This is a genomic window from Colwellia sp. BRX10-3, from assembly GCF_014077505.1.
In the GTDB taxonomy this organism is placed as follows: Bacteria; Pseudomonadota; Gammaproteobacteria; order Enterobacterales; family Alteromonadaceae; genus Cognaticolwellia.
In genome coordinates, this window is sequence record NZ_JACGWA010000003.1 from 106,254 (window position 1) to 122,815 (window position 16,562).

The 16,562-nt window shown below is 37.0% G+C and carries 15 protein-coding genes; 10 read left to right on the forward strand and 5 right to left on the reverse strand.

Annotated elements, in window-relative coordinates:
- Positions 1-11: 11 nt before the first annotated feature.
- Together pheT and H4J38_RS07300 are read left to right on the forward strand one after the other, a co-directional pair.
- Complete coding sequence (gene pheT, locus H4J38_RS07295; protein WP_182130979.1) at positions 12-2,423, forward strand: phenylalanine--tRNA ligase subunit beta; 2,412 nt, start codon at positions 12-14, stop codon at positions 2,421-2,423.
- A gap of 3 nt (positions 2,424-2,426) precedes the next feature.
- On the forward strand, positions 2,427-2,720 hold the full coding sequence (locus H4J38_RS07300; protein WP_081178180.1) for an integration host factor subunit alpha: 294 nt from the start codon (positions 2,427-2,429) through the stop codon (positions 2,718-2,720).
- A gap of 76 nt (positions 2,721-2,796) precedes the next feature.
- On the opposite strand, the gene H4J38_RS07305 is transcribed toward H4J38_RS07300, so the two are convergent.
- Complete coding sequence (locus H4J38_RS07305; protein WP_182130981.1) at positions 2,797-3,333, reverse strand: DUF2937 family protein; 537 nt, start codon at positions 3,331-3,333, stop codon at positions 2,797-2,799.
- A gap of 185 nt (positions 3,334-3,518) precedes the next feature.
- Between H4J38_RS07305 and H4J38_RS07310 the strand changes: the two genes are divergently transcribed.
- From H4J38_RS07310 to H4J38_RS07325, 4 genes are all read left to right on the forward strand, one after another.
- Entirely contained in the window at positions 3,519-5,306 is a 1,788-nt protein-coding gene (locus H4J38_RS07310; protein WP_182130982.1) for an ABC transporter ATP-binding protein/permease, read from the forward strand.
- A gap of 102 nt (positions 5,307-5,408) precedes the next feature.
- Positions 5,409-5,957, forward strand: a complete 549-nt coding sequence (locus H4J38_RS07315) for a DUF1415 domain-containing protein (RefSeq protein WP_182130983.1) — start codon at positions 5,409-5,411, stop codon at positions 5,955-5,957.
- Positions 5,958-6,079: 122 nt separating this feature from the next.
- Positions 6,080-6,868, forward strand: a complete 789-nt coding sequence (locus H4J38_RS07320) for a hypothetical protein (RefSeq protein WP_182130984.1) — start codon at positions 6,080-6,082, stop codon at positions 6,866-6,868.
- Positions 6,869-6,938: 70 nt separating this feature from the next.
- A complete protein-coding gene (locus H4J38_RS07325) occupies positions 6,939-7,790 on the forward strand; it encodes a glucosaminidase domain-containing protein (RefSeq protein WP_182130985.1) in 852 nt (283 codons plus the stop codon).
- A 172-nt stretch (positions 7,791-7,962) separates the two neighbouring features.
- On the opposite strand, the gene ttcA is transcribed toward H4J38_RS07325, so the two are convergent.
- Complete coding sequence (ttcA, locus tag H4J38_RS07330) at positions 7,963-8,895, reverse strand: tRNA 2-thiocytidine(32) synthetase TtcA (RefSeq protein WP_182130986.1); 933 nt, start codon at positions 8,893-8,895, stop codon at positions 7,963-7,965.
- Between the two features lie 685 nt (positions 8,896-9,580).
- Here ttcA and H4J38_RS07335 point away from each other — a divergent pair.
- The 4 genes from H4J38_RS07335 to H4J38_RS07350 all read left to right on the forward strand — a co-directional run bounded on the left by H4J38_RS07335 (position 9,581) and on the right by H4J38_RS07350 (position 12,896).
- The gene (locus H4J38_RS07335; RefSeq protein ID WP_182130987.1) at positions 9,581-10,054 is read left to right on the forward strand and encodes a DUF6174 domain-containing protein; all 474 of its coding nucleotides are present in this window, start codon (positions 9,581-9,583) and stop codon (positions 10,052-10,054) included.
- Positions 10,055-10,313: 259 nt separating this feature from the next.
- The gene (locus H4J38_RS07340; protein WP_182130989.1) at positions 10,314-11,120 is read left to right on the forward strand and encodes an alpha/beta fold hydrolase; all 807 of its coding nucleotides are present in this window, start codon (positions 10,314-10,316) and stop codon (positions 11,118-11,120) included.
- Between the two features lie 47 nt (positions 11,121-11,167).
- A complete protein-coding gene (locus tag H4J38_RS07345) occupies positions 11,168-12,028 on the forward strand; it encodes a GGDEF domain-containing protein (protein ID WP_182130991.1) in 861 nt (286 codons plus the stop codon).
- A gap of 475 nt (positions 12,029-12,503) precedes the next feature.
- Positions 12,504-12,896: a hypothetical protein gene (locus H4J38_RS07350; RefSeq protein WP_182130993.1), complete on the forward strand. Its 393-nt coding sequence runs from the start codon at positions 12,504-12,506 to the stop codon at positions 12,894-12,896.
- Positions 12,897-13,291: 395 nt separating this feature from the next.
- Here the strand turns inward: H4J38_RS07350 and H4J38_RS07355 are convergent, their stop codons facing one another.
- From H4J38_RS07355 to fnr, 3 genes are all read right to left on the reverse strand, one after another.
- Positions 13,292-14,164, reverse strand: coding sequence for a carboxylate/amino acid/amine transporter (locus tag H4J38_RS07355; protein ID WP_182130995.1), 873 nt, complete (start codon positions 14,162-14,164; stop codon positions 13,292-13,294).
- Positions 14,165-14,710: 546 nt separating this feature from the next.
- Positions 14,711-15,643, reverse strand: coding sequence for a universal stress protein UspE (gene uspE, locus H4J38_RS07360; protein ID WP_182130997.1), 933 nt, complete (start codon positions 15,641-15,643; stop codon positions 14,711-14,713).
- A gap of 171 nt (positions 15,644-15,814) precedes the next feature.
- Positions 15,815-16,534 (reverse strand): fumarate/nitrate reduction transcriptional regulator Fnr, encoded by a 720-nt coding sequence (gene fnr / locus H4J38_RS07365; protein WP_182130999.1) that lies wholly within the window; start codon positions 16,532-16,534, stop codon positions 15,815-15,817.
- Positions 16,535-16,562 lie beyond the last annotated feature (28 nt).

Below are 16,562 nucleotides of genomic sequence, written 5' to 3' on the forward strand. Positions count from 1 at the left end.
AAAGCCATATAATGAAATTTAGTGAATCTTGGTTACGTGAGTGGGTAAATCCTGCTATATCTTCAGATGAATTAGCACATCAAATTACCATGGCTGGCCTTGAAGTTGATGCCGTAGAACCTGTTGCAGGTGAATTTAGTGGTGTGTTGATTGGTGAAGTGGTTGAATGTGGTCCGCATCCTGATGCTGACAAATTACAAGTAACAAAAATCAATTTAGGACCTGATTACAATGATGGTGAACTTGCCGATATTGTTTGTGGTGCTAAAAATTGTCGTTTAGGCTTAAAAGTTGCCGTTGCCACCGTTGGTGCTGTTTTACCGGGTAACTTTAAAATTAAAAAAGCGAAACTTCGCGGTGTTGCCTCAAACGGCATGCTGTGTAGTGAGTCAGAAATAGGTTTATCTGAAAGTGCTGATGGCATCATGGAATTAGCGAGTGATGCGCCTATTGGTATGTGTGTTCGTGAATACCTTGATCTTAACGATGTAACAATTGACGTTGACTTAACTGCTAACCGTGGCGATTGTCTCGGCTTAAAAGGTCTAGCACGTGAAGTGGGCGTATTAAATAGCTTAAGCGTTACTGAGCCAGTTATTAAAGTCGTTACGCCAACCATTGACGATACAGTGGCAATTACTTTGTCAGCTGAAAAAGCTTGTCCGCGCTACTTAGGTCGCGTGATTAAAAATATTAATATTGCAGCCCAAACGCCTTTATGGATGGTAGAAAAACTCCGTCGTTGTGGTACGCGTTCAATTGACCCTGTAGTTGATGTGACTAACTACGTATTGCTCGAGCAAGGTCACCCGATGCATGCCTTTGACTTGTCAGCAATTGAAGGCGGTATCGATGTGCGTTTCGCTAATGAAGCTGAAAAACTAACCTTGTTAGATAGCAATGAAGTAACATTATCGACAGAAACGTTAGTGATTGCCGATAATGTAAAAGCATTAGCTATGGCCGGTATTTTTGGTGGTTTGGCCTCAGGTGTTACTAGTGAGTCAAAAGACATATTTTTAGAAAGTGCTTTCTTCGCACCTTTAGCTATTTTAGGTAAAGCCCGTCAATATGGTTTACATACTGACGCATCGCATCGCTATGAACGTGGTATTGACCCACAACTACAGCGTGATGCAATGGAGCGTGCGACACAATTATTACTAGAAATAGTGGGTGGTGAAGCCGGACCAATCGTTGAAGCGGTATCGATAGAAAACATCCCTGCTGAGCGAACCGTTACACTTCGCCGTGCAAAATTGGATGGCCGTATTGGTTACCATATCAATGATGCAACGGTTAGCGAAATATTAACGCGTTTAGGCTTTAATATTACACAAAATGGCGAGAACCAAGATAAAGTTTGGACCGTTGTGGTACCTGCATACCGTTTTGATATCAGCATTGAAGTTGACTTAATTGAAGAAGTTGCCCGTATTTTTGGTTACAACAATATTCCAAATGTTTCACCAAAAGCAACATTGGCAATGCGTGAGCAAAAAGAAGCACAGTTACCGTTAAGCAAATTACGCAATGTTTTAGTTAATCGTGGTTATCAAGAAGCGATCACCTATAGTTTTGTTGACCCAAAAGTACAAGCGCAGCTTCATCCAGGCCAAGCTACTATGACTTTACCGCATCCTATTTCGTCTGAAATGTCAGAAATGCGTGTGAGCTTATGGACAGGTTTATTACAATCTGTTGCTTATAATCAAAATCGTCAACAAAACCGCGTACGTTTATTCGAAACCGGCTTACGCTTTATTCCTGATGAAAGTGTAGAAAATGGTGTTCGCCAAGATAATATGATTGCGGGTGTTTTAAGTGGTCAACGTAGTGAAGAACATTGGGATATCGAAAAAGCAGCAACCGATTTTTATGATATTAAATCAGATGTTGAAGCGTTACTGGGTTTAACAAACAACGAAAGTGATTTTGTCTTTTCAAAGGTAGAAGTTGACGCGTTACATCCAGGGCAAACGGCCGCAATTCACAAAAATGGTGTGCTAGTTGGACACGTTGGAGCCTTACATCCTGAATTAGAACGAAAATTAGGCCTTAATGGTCGCACATTAGTTTTTGAACTTTTATTGGCTGAAGTTTGTACACTAAATATCCCGCAAGCACGCGACATATCTCGCTTTCCGGCTAACAGACGTGATATAGCTGTAGTGATTGATGAGCAAGTTAGTGCAAATAAAGTACTACAACTTATTGAAAAGGTTGGCGGAAATTATTTAGTTGATCTAAACTTGTTCGATGTATACCGAGGTAGTGGTATTGAAACTGGTTTTAAAAGCTTAGCAATCGCAATGACATTGCAAGATAATAATAAAACCTTAGAAGAAAAGGATATCACTGACGTAGTTAACCGAGTGGTTGATACATTGAAAACTGAACTAAATGCATCTCTGAGGGATTGAATAATGGCGCTAACAAAAGCAGAAGTAGCAGAACATTTATTTGAAAAAGTTGGGCTAAGTAAGCGCGACGCAAAAGATATGGTTGAAGTGTTTTTCGAAGAAGTTCGTGAAACCTTAGAAGCAGGCGAACAAGTTAAATTGTCTGGTTTTGGTAACTTTGACCTTCGTGTGAAAAGCGAACGCCCTGGACGTAACCCTAAAACGGGTGAAGACATTCCAATTTCAGCACGCAAAGTGGTGACATTTCGTCCGGGTCAAAAACTTAAAAGTCGCGTTGAAGACGGTAACGGCGAATAAGTTAGCAAGTCAGTTTTGCATTAGTACAATATAAAAAAGGTTGCTTCGGCAGCCTTTTTTAGTTCTACGCGATGATTTACTTCGAATTATTTTCAATAACCTTATCTTGCTTTACTTTAATAAAAGGACGTTTAACGGCAAAAACAGTTAATTCTTTCATTAACAATGCACTAATCGCTAATATTCCCCCTGTGGCAATCGCATTTAACTCAAGCGGAATAGCCATGGAAAAATGCTCTGCTGTACCCTGAGCAATTTGTTGATCTAAATGCCAAATAAATTGATAAACACGGTTTAGATAATCAGGTTGGGTAATTTGCTCTAAATGACTTGCCAGATAATCAACACGCACTGACAAACGTTCAATCAACTCGCCTGTGCTGATAATAGACGCTTCAGTATTCTCTTTATAGCGTGTGATCATGGTCATCAAGCTGCCATCAAAATGTTGCTGAGCAATAATCTCAAATTGGTCTAATTGCGAGCTGGATTCAGCTAAGTGGCCGGCAAGACGTTGTTGATATTGCTGTATAAACTCAGGCAGCTGCACGCCTAATATAAAAGTAACCGTGAAAAAACAACGATCAATAACATTGTTAATTAAGGCAAACATAATTGCTAGTTACCGTGTTAATAGAAAAGCCTCACGTTAGCACAACTACTTGGAAAGTACATGGGCAAAAAAATGTTAATTCAAAAGTAAAGTTTTGTCAGATATTCGTATAGTATCGATGTTAATATACTCAACATTAAAACAGTTAACCATAACTAAAATTTAAGTGGAAATTACCAGCTATTATGCGCAGATCTTCCCATCAAAGCGAACATGAAGTAACGACCTTTAATTGGCGTGTTGTTAAACTTTTAATGCCCTATCTGTTTGAATTTAAAACGCGAATTTTTTTAGCTTTAGCTTGCTTAGTGCTGACAAAAATTGCGAGCGTTTATTTACCCTTTATTCTTAAAGACATTGTTGATGTTTTAGATAACCAACAAGAGAATAGAATTTACTTAGTACCATTTGCTTTAGTTGGCGCTTATGGTTTAGCAAGACTTACCATTGTTATATTTGCAGAAATTCGCGATACCTTATTTGGCCGTGTTACCGAACGCGCGATCCGCAGAATTGGTTTAAAGGTTTTTCAGCACCTGCATAAATTGGATTTAGACTTTCATTTAAATCGCCAAACAGGTGGTTTATCGCGCGATATTGACCGTGGCACCTCAGGCATTAATTTTTTAATGCGCTTTATGATTTTTAATATTATTCCAACGCTGATAGAAATTATCATGGTAGTGGGTATTTTATTAGTAAATTACGGTATTTGGTTCGCGTTAATTACCTTATCTTCTATCGTGTTATATGTTGGTTACTCGGTTTATGCTACCGACTGGCGCACACGCTTTATACGCGAGGCCAATAAGGCTGATTCATCAAGTAATACCCGCGCTATCGATAGTTTACTCAATTATGAAACAGTAAAATACTTCACCAATGAAGATTTTGAGGCCAAAGCCTATGATAGCCAATTGGCTACTTGGGAGCAGGCCAAAATGAAGAACCGCTTATCTTTATTTGCTTTAAATGGCGGCCAGGCGCTTATTATTTCTTGTTCGATGACCGCAATGTTGGCACTAGCCGCGTATGAAGTAACCTATGAAAATATGACATTAGGCGACTTTGTACTGATTAACGCCTTTATGATGCAACTTTTTATCCCGCTTAATTTTTTAGGTTTTGTTTACCGTGAAATTAAAGGCTCACTTGCCAATATAGAACACATGTTTGAATTGATGTTAAGAAAGCCGACAATAGAAGACAGCGAAAATGCCGCTGTTTTGGCTTTATCTCAGGCAGAAATTAAATTTGAAGGTGTATCGTTCGCTTATAATGTAAAACGGCCCATTATTAAAAATATATCATTCACTATTAAATCAGGGCACAAAATTGCTGTGGTTGGTGAAAGTGGCTCAGGTAAATCTACCTTAGTTAAGTTGTTGTTTAGGTTTTACGATTGTGACAGTGGGAAAATTACCATTGATGGGCAAAATATCCGTGAAGTAACACAGCATTCGCTAAGAAAAAACATTGGTATTGTGCCGCAAGATACTGTGCTATTTAACGATACACTTTTTGCTAATGTTAATTATGGCGAACCTGAAGCCAATGAAGAAAGAGTTAATAACGCCTTTAAGCTTGCTCATTTGTCTGATTTTGTTTCGAGATTACCTGATGGTATGGAAACGGTCGTTGGCGAGCGAGGTTTAAAACTCTCTGGTGGAGAAAAACAACGGGTTGCTATTGCCCGCACTATTTTAAAGAATCCTCGTATATTAGTATTCGATGAAGCAACGTCTTCACTTGATAGCCAATCAGAACAAGCGATATTAAGCGCCATTAAAGAAGTAGCTGAACATAGAACCAGTTTAGTCATTGCTCATCGTTTATCGACCATAGTGGACGCCGATAATATTATTGTTATGCAACAAGGCGAAATTATTGAGCAGGGCACACACCAAGACCTAATCGCTAAAAAAGGTCATTATTATAATATGTGGCAACTACAACAAAGTGCTAACAGCTAATGGATTTTCAGTTATAAAATTGTGAGAAGTAAAAGCCAGTAAGTGATTATCTATAATTGAAAGCCAGCAAGTGAATTAAGTAAAATATTGAGATAAGTTGTTATGAGCGCAATACCTGAAATTGAACAAACCAAGCAATGGTTAGAGCAAGTGATTATAGGGTTAAACTTTTGCCCGTTCGCAAAAAAAGAGTTTGTTAATAACACTATTCATTATCATTCCAGTGATAAAGAACAGCTTAAATCAGCCTTAGTTGAACTTTTAGCGCAATGTCATTACTTACATGATAAGCCTGAAATCGAAACGAGTTTAGTTATTTATAATCAAGGTTTTCGAGACTTTAATCGTTTTTTAGATTTGGTTGATGATGCCAATCACCTTATCGTTGAATATGGCTTTGAGGGCATATTTCAACTGGCGACCTTTCATCCTGAATATTGTTTTGCAGATGCCAATTATGATGACGCTGGCAACTATACTAATCGCTCACCTTATCCCACTTTGCATTTAATTCGCGAACAAAGCATGGCTAAAGTGCTCAGTGTCTATAAAAACCCTGAAGCTATTCCTGATAATAATATCGCCTTAGCCGAGAAGAAAGGCGCGAATTATTTTCAAACCTTACTGAAAAATATTAAAAACAACGCTTAGCCTTTTATAATATGAATAACTCTTTTAGCTTATTCACACACACCTACGAATTGCGATATACTGACGGCAATTAAGATAAAATAAGCGTTAATTATACGTTTAATCATTAGGTAATATTTTTTGTGGAAAAACTTCCTGTTGTAAAAGTTGGTGGTAGTGTTGAAGAAGCCGTTAAAGGCGAGTATGAACTTGATGTAGCGGCTATATTGAAAGAAGCATGGCAAATTACCTTGAAGTCGCGCATGGCGATTAATTTAGGGTTATTAACCTGTTTGATCATTGGTATGTTGGTTTCAATGTTAGTTAGCAGCCAATTAGGTGGCATTGAAGTAGCAATTCAAGACCAACAATCAGCAACTCTACTCAATATTATTGTGACTTTAGTTGTCTATCCATTTATTGTTGGTGTTGAAATGATGGGCGTTTTTCATTCTGTTGGCTTAAAAACTCAACCAAAATTGATTTTTGGCTTTTTAAAACGCGGCAGTTGGGTTGCGGTTAGTGCCTTACTAACGTCTACCTTAGTTACCATAGGTTTAACATTATTTTATTTACCCGGAATATTTTTAGCGGTAGCCTTGTCGCTAGTATTGCCTTTGGTGGTAGAAAAGAAAATGTCACCTATAAAAGCAATTTGGGTCAGTATTCAAGCGACACGTTTTCAATGGTTTAAAATATTTTCAATTTATTTGATTCTAGCGTTGGCAGTTTTGGTTTCTGCTTTACCTGTTGCCGCTGCTGGTGCTTCAGAATTAGGCTTTATTGCGATCGCATTTTTCCTTTTCTGTTTGGCTTATTTAGCGCCATTGTTTTATAACGTTAAGGGGATTTTGTATCGAGAAATATTTGGTTTACAAATGCAAACATCTGCAGATCAAAGTAAAACAATAACGGACACTTTTTCTGCTTAATGGCTATTACTTTGTAAAGTTTGCTCAGTGAATAATACTAAAAATAATTGCATAAGGAGCTTTTGACTTGATGAAATTTAATAAACAGTTTTTCTTAGGATTGATTTTTTTCACTTTGTTTGGTGTTGGTTTAATTGCACCATTTACTTTTTTACCTTTACCGGAAAGTACACAGACCGAACAAATTATTGAGCAGAAAACGACAAAATCGCCAAAAAAGGTGATTAAAAAAGTTGAACAACCACTGCATGATGTTAATTTACCTAACTTTGCCAAAATTCGAGATGTAAAAGAGAAAAAACGAAAATTTTTCGCTTTTATTAAGCCTGCGGTAATGGCTGAAAATAAAAAGATACTTGCTAAGCGTGTTGAAGTAGAGCGTTTAATAGAACAGTTGACCTTAGAGCAACCTTTTAGCGTCGAAGATGAAGCGTTAGTAGCAAAGTTAATTACGCAATATAAAGTCAGTAAAAAATTCTCACTATTAAAGCAGCTCTATGAATTACAGCTTAAAGTAGACGTTATTCCGCAAGCGCTTGTATTAGTGCAGGCGGCAAATGAGTCAGCTTGGGGGACTTCTCGGTTCGCCCGAATAGGTTTAAATTTTTTCGGTGTTTGGTGTTATAGCGAGGGGTGTGGCATGGTGCCGAATAGTCGTAATTCAGGTGCAGCACATGAAGTCGCCGCATACAGTTCTGTAAAACAAGGCGTTGAGCGCTATTTACATAACATTAATACGCATCGGGCCTATAACGTATTTAGGCTTATTCGTGGCCAATTAAGGGAACAAAACCAACATCTGGCACCAGAAATATTAGCTACAGGCTTAACAGCTTACTCTGAACGTGGTGCGGATTATGTTTTAGAACTCACTGAGATGATCCGACATAATCGTCCATACTTTAATCTTACAAATAAATAGATCTTTAGTAGCTTTGCCGTTCCAAGTATAAAACTATACTGAACGGCAAAACTGTAAAATAATTTACTCTAAGATTAAAACTAAACCGTTAGCCAACATTAAACCAAGCAATACGCTGTGCTTCATAAGCTAACGTTAAATATGGCTTAATCATTGAAAAGTTTAGGTAATATTATTTTATCTCTGTTACTTTCAATAAATTTTCTTGATGAATGTTAACAGGGTTATTTTCAGGTACTGCTTGAGCAAAGGTTTCTTGATCAAAAGCGGTATCGCCACCGTTGATAATCCCAGAGCTTGAATTGATACCTTTAAAGTCAAAGAGTTCGCTGTCACATAAATGTGAAGGCACAACGTTTTTGATCGCAGTAAACATAGATTCTATTCGCCCAGGATGGTTTTTATCCCAATCTTGTAGCATTGCCTTAATGTTTTGACGTTGTAAGTTAGGCTGTGAACCACATAAGTTACAAGGGATAATAGGAAATTGCTTTAGCGCAGCATACTGAATTAGCTCTTGTTCTTTACAAAATGCTAATGGACGAATAACTACATGTTCGCCATTGTCAGACACAAGCTTTGCTGGCATTGATTTAAGCTTACCGCCGTAAAACATATTTAGCATTAAGGTTTCTAGCATGTCGTCGCGATGATGACCCAGTGCAACTTTAGTGGCTCCTAACGCTTTCGCCGCTTTATACAGCAATGCTCGGCGTAAACGTGAACATAAGCTACAGGTTGTTTTCCCTTCAGGAATTTTCTCTTTAACGATAGCGTAGGTGTCTTCTTCAACGATTTTATAAGCGACACCAATTGATTCAAGGTAATTTGGTAATATATGCTCAGGAAAACCCGGTTGCTTTTGGTCGAGGTTAACCGCAATTAAGTCAAAATGAATAGGTGCAGACTTTTTCAAAAGCATTAATATCTCAAGCATGGCATAGCTGTCTTTACCACCTGACACACACACCATTATTTTATCGCCGTCTTCAATCATATTGTATTGGGCAATAGCTTGACCAACATGACGTCGTAAACGTTTTTCAAGCTTTTCTAACTGCGTGTTTTGGCTTGGAGATAGGGCTGATTTTAAAACTGCGCTCATAATAAATTCCTGATAAATATTGGCGCGTAGTATAGCCGAAGTAGCTTAATGAACAAAGTTGAACTTGGACAATTTATTTATCTAATTTAACTTTATATTTTTAATACTTTTGAAGTGTAAGCTTATGATTAACTTATAGTACTTTTTAAAATAAGGTAAAGGTGTTTTTTCAATGATATTTGGGCTAAAGCTAAATCCCAAAAGTAATGAAAATTTAAGCTATAAATCTTGCAAAATAATTCGAAAAACCGGTCCAGGTTTGAGGGTCTATCGCGAGTCGTATTCTTGACTGTATGATGAGTGTTGATGCGGGTATTTAGGCATTTCAAACGAGCGAAAACATATAGGCATGCATGTAATATTACTACTAACTAATGTGAGCGTTTAACCAACGTTAAATATGACTAATGTTTTGAATATGCTGAACTGGTAATTTGTAAAATTATACAACGACTACAATTTTTATTTAACACTCAGGTTTTTGTTGTTGGCTGCCTTAACGAGTAGTAATACTAAGGTGTTTATAATTGGCTATTTACTGGGGTATGAATGAGCACTGAACGGTAGTTGTCGGCATTAGAATTAACAATCAATTTTTGTGTTTAGTTGACACTAACAGTATGAAAAGGTTAATGTCTTTCCTGATCGACGAGCAGAACTTAAGTGGTTAATAAAAGGAATTAATATGAAACACATTGTAAGCATTATTTTTATCGCATTTTTGATTTCCTGTGGTGGTGATAATAATGGTGACTTTAATTTGGATGAAGTTAAAGCAAGCATAGAAGCTAATCATACTAAATGGAAACTAAGTGCATTGTCAGACTATTCATATACGTATCAACGAAATTTAGGGGATTGCCCTACGGCAGATGAATTACCTGCGATGGATATAACAGTGGAAGATAATGAAGTTGTATCTGTATTCTATGCGGGTACAAGTGAAATACTTGATTTTGATAATGCCCCAACGATTGATACTATTTTTGGTGCGATGCTTGATTCATTAAGCGCAAAGCCAATAAAGTTTAGAAAATCAAAAAATGATAGCTCATTACCTAGCTTCGATGATTCTTTAGGCTATCCATCAATGTTCTATATAGATATATCCTCAAAAGATTGCGATGCTACATTGATCAGAGTAACTGACTTTTATTAACGTTACTCTGGAGAATTGAATTCGACCGAATATTTTAAAGTTCAAGGGCTAATGCGCTTATAAAACCGACATTAAAATTGTGTGAAGGAGTGATAATTTTTAGGGCAATATCAGCCAAGATTATCTGCTCGCTTGTGAGGCAGGTTTAAGCAACATTGCCGAGTGTGGAGTTCAAATTCAAGATGTTTATTTTTCGCTTGTATTAAGGAGTTAAATTGAACATTATAAGATATACTATATTTGACTAGTTTATCTAAATATGCCTTTCAATATCAATGTACGAGAGCGAAATAACGTCAAAGTAACAGGCAATGGTGAAACAACACTTATGCTTGCCCATGGTTTTGGCTGTGACCAAAATATGTGGCGATTTATGCTTCCGTCGTTGGAGTCTAATTATAAAGTTGTACTATTTGATTATGTTGGATGCGGTCAATCAGATATCTCTGCGTTTGATAAAAAACGCTACCAAACTCTTGATGGCTATGTTCAAGATGTTATTGAAATTTGCGAAGAGTTAAAGCTTCAAAATATTGTATTTATCGGACATTCTGTTAGTAGCATGATTGGAATGCTCGCTGCTCTTCAGTCACCAACTATTTTTTCCAAAATAGTGATGATTTGTCCTTCCCCTTGTTTTTTAAATTTACCACCGGATTATTTTGGTGGTTTTGAAAGGGATGACTTAGAAGAACTGATCACTTTGATGGACAAAAACTATATCGGCTGGGCCAATTATCTAGCTCCTTTGGTTATGGGGCAAAGCAATAACACCGAATTAATTAAAGAGTTGGAAGAAAGTTTTTGTTCTACAGATCCTAATTATGCCAAACCTTTTGCCAAGGCTACGTTCTTTTCTGATGACAGAGCAGCTTTAACTAAACTGCACTTACCAACCATGATATTGCAGAGTAGTGACGACAATTTAGCATCGGTTGAGGTAGGTGAATACATACATAAAAAAATACCTAATTCGGTTCTAAAAGTTATTGATTCTCAAGGACATTGTTTACATATGACAGCGCCTGATTCTGTACTTCAAGCCATTGAGCAATTTTTAGGGTGATAACACCAACTCTGGACTCCTTTCCGTGTATTTTGATAATAACGGATATGCAGACCAATAAACTTGAATATTGCAATAAATACGCGTTGGATGTATTGGGTCTAGATTCAAATAAAACAACTGAATATAGCTTGTTTGACATTATTTCTAAGGCTAGTTCTATATTCTTCGAAAGTTATATTCTACCTACCATTGTTAGCTCAGGATCATGCCAAGAAATACAAATATCGTTAATGTTGAATCCCAACGAAAAAGTCGCCGCTGTTGCTAATGTTAAGCTAGTTGAGTCAAAAATATTCTGGTCTATATACTTAGCTGTTGCTCGTGACAAACTATATCAAGAGCTTTTAGATGCAAGAGGAGATTTAGAAAACAAAACTGAAGAATTAACCTTGTTATCAAGAATTGACCCGTTAACAAGATTACTTAATCGTAGAGCTGCAATTGATGATTTCACCAAAATCTTTAATCTACTACATCGTAACTTTGTGCCCGTCTCATTGGCGCTAATTGACATAGATTGGTTTAAAAAAATTAATGATACCTACGGGCATGGCCGAGGTGATGAAATTTTAATCGAGCTTTCTTCTATCTTGAAAAAAGTGACTCGCACTAGTGATATTGTGGCACGTTGGGGAGGCGAAGAGTTTTTAGTGATCTTGTACAATTCAAACCTCGAAAATACTCGAATATTCAGTGAGCGACTGCATAGAGAAATTAATAGCATTAAGCTTGCCGGAGATAACAAATTATCTATTAGTGTCGGGGTGACTGCTTTAAAAATCGATAATTTAACTTGTTCTAATGTCATTGAGAAATCTGTCAAGGAAGCTGACATAGCATTATATGAGGCGAAAGATAATGGTCGCAACAGAACTGAATTTTTTGACGATATAAACTCCAATTAGATATAACCTACTGTACCCTCTAATAAAATTATAAATGGTCGATTGAACTCACATGGCGCAGGAGCCATTCACAGCAACTTTCAATCTGCTATGCTTCCTGCAAGATCATAGCTAACATTGGTATTTCGTATACCACCGCTAGCTTTCAGGCATAGAATTTGGTGTTATATGCTTTTTCAGCCGACTTACTTAAATGACATAGTTGACCTACCTCTTTGACAAGCTTAATGTCAGCATAGAGCTGTTTTTTTTTATCGTTCGTGATAAATAAATATAAATAGGGTCAGATTCAAAAGCACTATGACCGAAGGTCATTGCCAATTGCGCCATTTATAATGAATACTATCGTATATATGGGGGGAGATATGATTTAAAGCAGTGTAACAAAGCATGCTAAAGAGCAAAACTGGTTTGCGGTTTTTGTGGATTTTCTTATTGTCGTGGTGGGTGTGTTTATTGGTATTTAGGTAGCAAATTGGAACGAATCTCAGCATTAAACGACAAAGAAGCAAAGCTACTGATTGAGCTAAAACGTGAAATTAAAATGGGTATTGATGCCACTACATCGAAGGGTGATGCCTCACAATGGCAGGATATCAGAATAAGTCGCTCAATATATGATGAAATGCGCAAACTTGGCTTACCGCACAGCCGAACAATTATTGACAGTTTTGAACTCGTTCTTGCACAGAATGAAGGGAACGCTGTAATTTTTGATGACAAACCTGTTTACCGTAACCGAATCAGACAATTGATACCATTCGCAGTCCAAAAGTTTTATTGGAATAATTGTTATACTTATACAGGTGGTGTTGAAACTTATTTACAAAACTGTCCAGAGGGAATAACTAAAGAACTTGCTTCTTAAGTACTTAAAACTATTCTTAGCTAACCAGATATTAAACGTCATTTGACAGCTTGGGTAAGCGATTTAGTGACAGTCCCATCTAATTTTGATGATCAAAACACGGAAGCCTTAAAAACTATTGCTCTTATTGATGCCGAATTGCAACATCATTGATTTGAAATATAAACAGACATCCATCTTTATTGCTGAACTTCAAAAATTTCTGAGGGTAGAAATTGGCACTTTGAAATCATTTAAATTCAACATCATGACTTCAAAGTACTAAAATACCTATCGGCAATTAAATATCACTAGCTGAAATCAATTGCTCTGACCCCTTTTATTGTCTTATGTTGGCTGTCTGGTCAAAGTTGCCAACAGAAACTTTGTTTTTGTCATCCTTTAATATTTTATGACTAGTCAGCAGGCGAGACTTTGTCCGTCGAAGGTGAAGTGTTTATCTGATTAAGTAATAAAGCGGCCAAAATAATCCCACCGCCAATGCTTAACCTCATTATATCGGCCTCTGTGTTCCATATCAGTACGTTAACAACAATACCTGCTGGAATGAGTAAATTATTCATTGCTGCTAACGCACCTACATTGACTAAAGTCGCGCCTTTATTCCACCCAAAATAGCCTAAGCCAGAAGCAACGACGCCTAAGTAGATGAGCACTCCCCATTGAGTTGGTGTACTTGGTAACTTATCTGTATTGCCAAATAAAACATAACACACAGTAGCGACTATTAATGCGCCAATAAAAAACCAGCCAAATACAGTTTTATGATCCAGCTTACTGTTGGTCATTAAGTGTTTGTAAGTAACTTGCCCTGTAGCAAAGCACATATTGGCGGCTTGCACTAATAACAAGCCCATCAAAAAGTTACTATTAATACTTTCATAGCGAATAGCTAACGCACCACACACGGCAATAATGGCTATAACAAAAAAACGAGGGTTAAAATGCTTTTCCAGCGCATCGTTTAGTAGGGTGATATAAATGGGGGTCATTACCGTAAATAATAATACTTCGGGCACAGATAAATATAAAAAGGAGTGATAGTAAAAACTATACATGGCGCCAAGTTGAATCGCGCCTATGAGCATGAGTTTTATAGCTAAGGGCTTTGGTGTTTTTTTAAACTTTAAAAACGGTAAAAAAACTAAAGTCGCCAGCGCAATGCGCATCAAAACGCTAAACCACGCATCAACTTGGCCTGCTAAATAAACCCCAATTAAACTAAATGAAAATGCCCAAAGCAGGGTCACTGCAAATAAATAGCCCATAAATATCATCGTTAATTAATTAATGGCGACAGTCTATCTCTTATAAGAAATAAAATCTCTCCAATGGGCTTTTATAAGAATGACTTTATCGGCAAATTAATTCGTCACTACCTATGCATTAAAAATTTAGTACGACATCCATGTTATTACTTAACGTTCGAATAAGTCTACTCAATCGGAGTGTATTATTAGTGAGGGGCAGCGTAAGTAACGCCTCAATTTAATCTGTAAATGAGCATTTAAAACAGACATTTTGGCCTTGGTTTTTAGTGGTAATATTTTTAATTAGTGTCCATATTTATGGGATAAGATCACATTTTAGCTGCCATTAGATAAATAGAGGTTAAAGCTAGCTTTGGTATCTAAGTGATATATTAGCTTGGTGATTTGAACAACAAAAAACGACAGTTTTATGGTCGTAGTGATTGTACTAGGTGCTGTATACCAAACATCAGGAACCGACATAAAGAACATAAAGCGTCACCAGAATGTTAAGCTTTCTCATTTGGTGACGTACTTTTGTTTACTTATTAAGCTCCCTGCACTTTATTCAACATCGAGCGGTGAAACGTAACCATCGGGCTTTAATGCTAATACATCACAATTGAGTCTATCAATAACATGCTCTGCGGTGTTGCCAATCAGTGCTGCGGATAATCCTGTGCGACCAACAGTACCAAGAATAACTAATTCCGCATCTAATTCAGCAGCAATGCTTTGAATAATATCTTCAGGTAAACCCTCTTTAATATGAGTGCACTCCTCAGTAATATTAAAGGCAGTTGCATGTTCTAACATCGCTTTTTTATGATGCTTTAACATAGCGTTATTGTAATCGCTGGCATTAAACTCTGGTATTTCTATCGCTATATTTACCGGTGTTCCAGGGAATGAATTGACTAGGTGGAGATTTGCTTTCATTACTTTGGCTAGCTGTTTAGCTTCGGCGGTAATTTTATCATTAAGCGCTTTGTGTTCTTCTTCTTCACTGCCAATATTTAACGCCGCAATAATATTGCCATTTTCAGGCCATAAATGTTCTTTCACCAGTAAAACAGGACAAGGACATTTACGAAGAATATGCCAATCGGTAGGGGTAAATATTACTGATTTAAATTTGTCATGCTGATGAGTACCTTTTATGACAATGTCATAACCGTGTTCAAGTACTTGAGCAATAATTTGTTCAAAGGGACGGTTATGCCAAATAACCTTACAATCGATAGATATGTTAGTTATATCAAGTTCAGCGAGTATTGATTCTAGCCACTGTTTACGATCATTAATAACAGATTGGCACATAGCTTCGCGCTCGTCGCTTGATAGCATGGTGGTCATTTCATAAGAAAAATCATATATGGTCAAAAATGCCGTAATGCTAGCGCCAGTTTTACGTGCTAATTCTAATGCGCGCTTTAACGCTTTTTGATCTTCTGTTGTTGGGTCAATAACAGCGAGTATTTTTTGATACTTTTCCATAGCTAATTCCTTTATCAATTGTCTGTTATGTATAACAATAGCCTACTTTGAAGCAATAATAATTGTTTTAAATCAAATTATTATCACTTTAAACATAAAGTCATTCAATACTAAGCATAGCGTGAAATAGTCGAAGAAGGAAGTTTAGAAAAACAGGTAAAAAGAGTTGGGTTAAAGTGCTGCGCACTGGTTTAATTTTTCGATATTTAGAATAGTAATTAATTTACCATCAACTTCAATTAAACCATTTTTATGAAAGCGATTAAGCAAGCGGCTTATTGTTTCAACGGTTAAACCAATATAGTTACCAATATCACTTCGGGTCATCGATAAACGAAATTCAGAGGCGGATAAGCCGCGAGCGTGATAACGAATACTTAAGGTACTGATAAATGTTGCTAGGCGTTGCTCTGCATTTTTACGGTTAAGTAGTGTTAGCATTTCATGATCTTCACGAATTTCAGTGCTCATCATACGCAAAATTTGTTTTTTTAATTTTGGCATGCTGTTTGATAAATTATCGAGCGTATTATAAGGGATCTCACACACCATCGAGGTTTCTAGCGCTTTGGCAAAGCTTGGGTGTTCAGCATTAGCGATAGCATCAAAGCCAAGTAAATCACCTGCTAAATGAAAACCGGTAATTTGTTCTTCGCCTTGTTTATTAATGGTATAGGTTTTAAACGTGCCTGAGCGGATGGCGTAAAGTGCCTGCATTGGCTGACCATCGTTAAATATTTGCTCACCTTTTTGAATAGGGAGCTTACGATCGATAATATTATCTAAGGTTTCTAGCTCTTTGTCATTAAGAGAAAATGGTAAGCATAACTCACTAATACTGCAGTTTTGACAGTGAATAAGTTGCTGATCTGCGCGCGATTTATTACTCATAATAACCTTTAGAACGTTGAATGATATT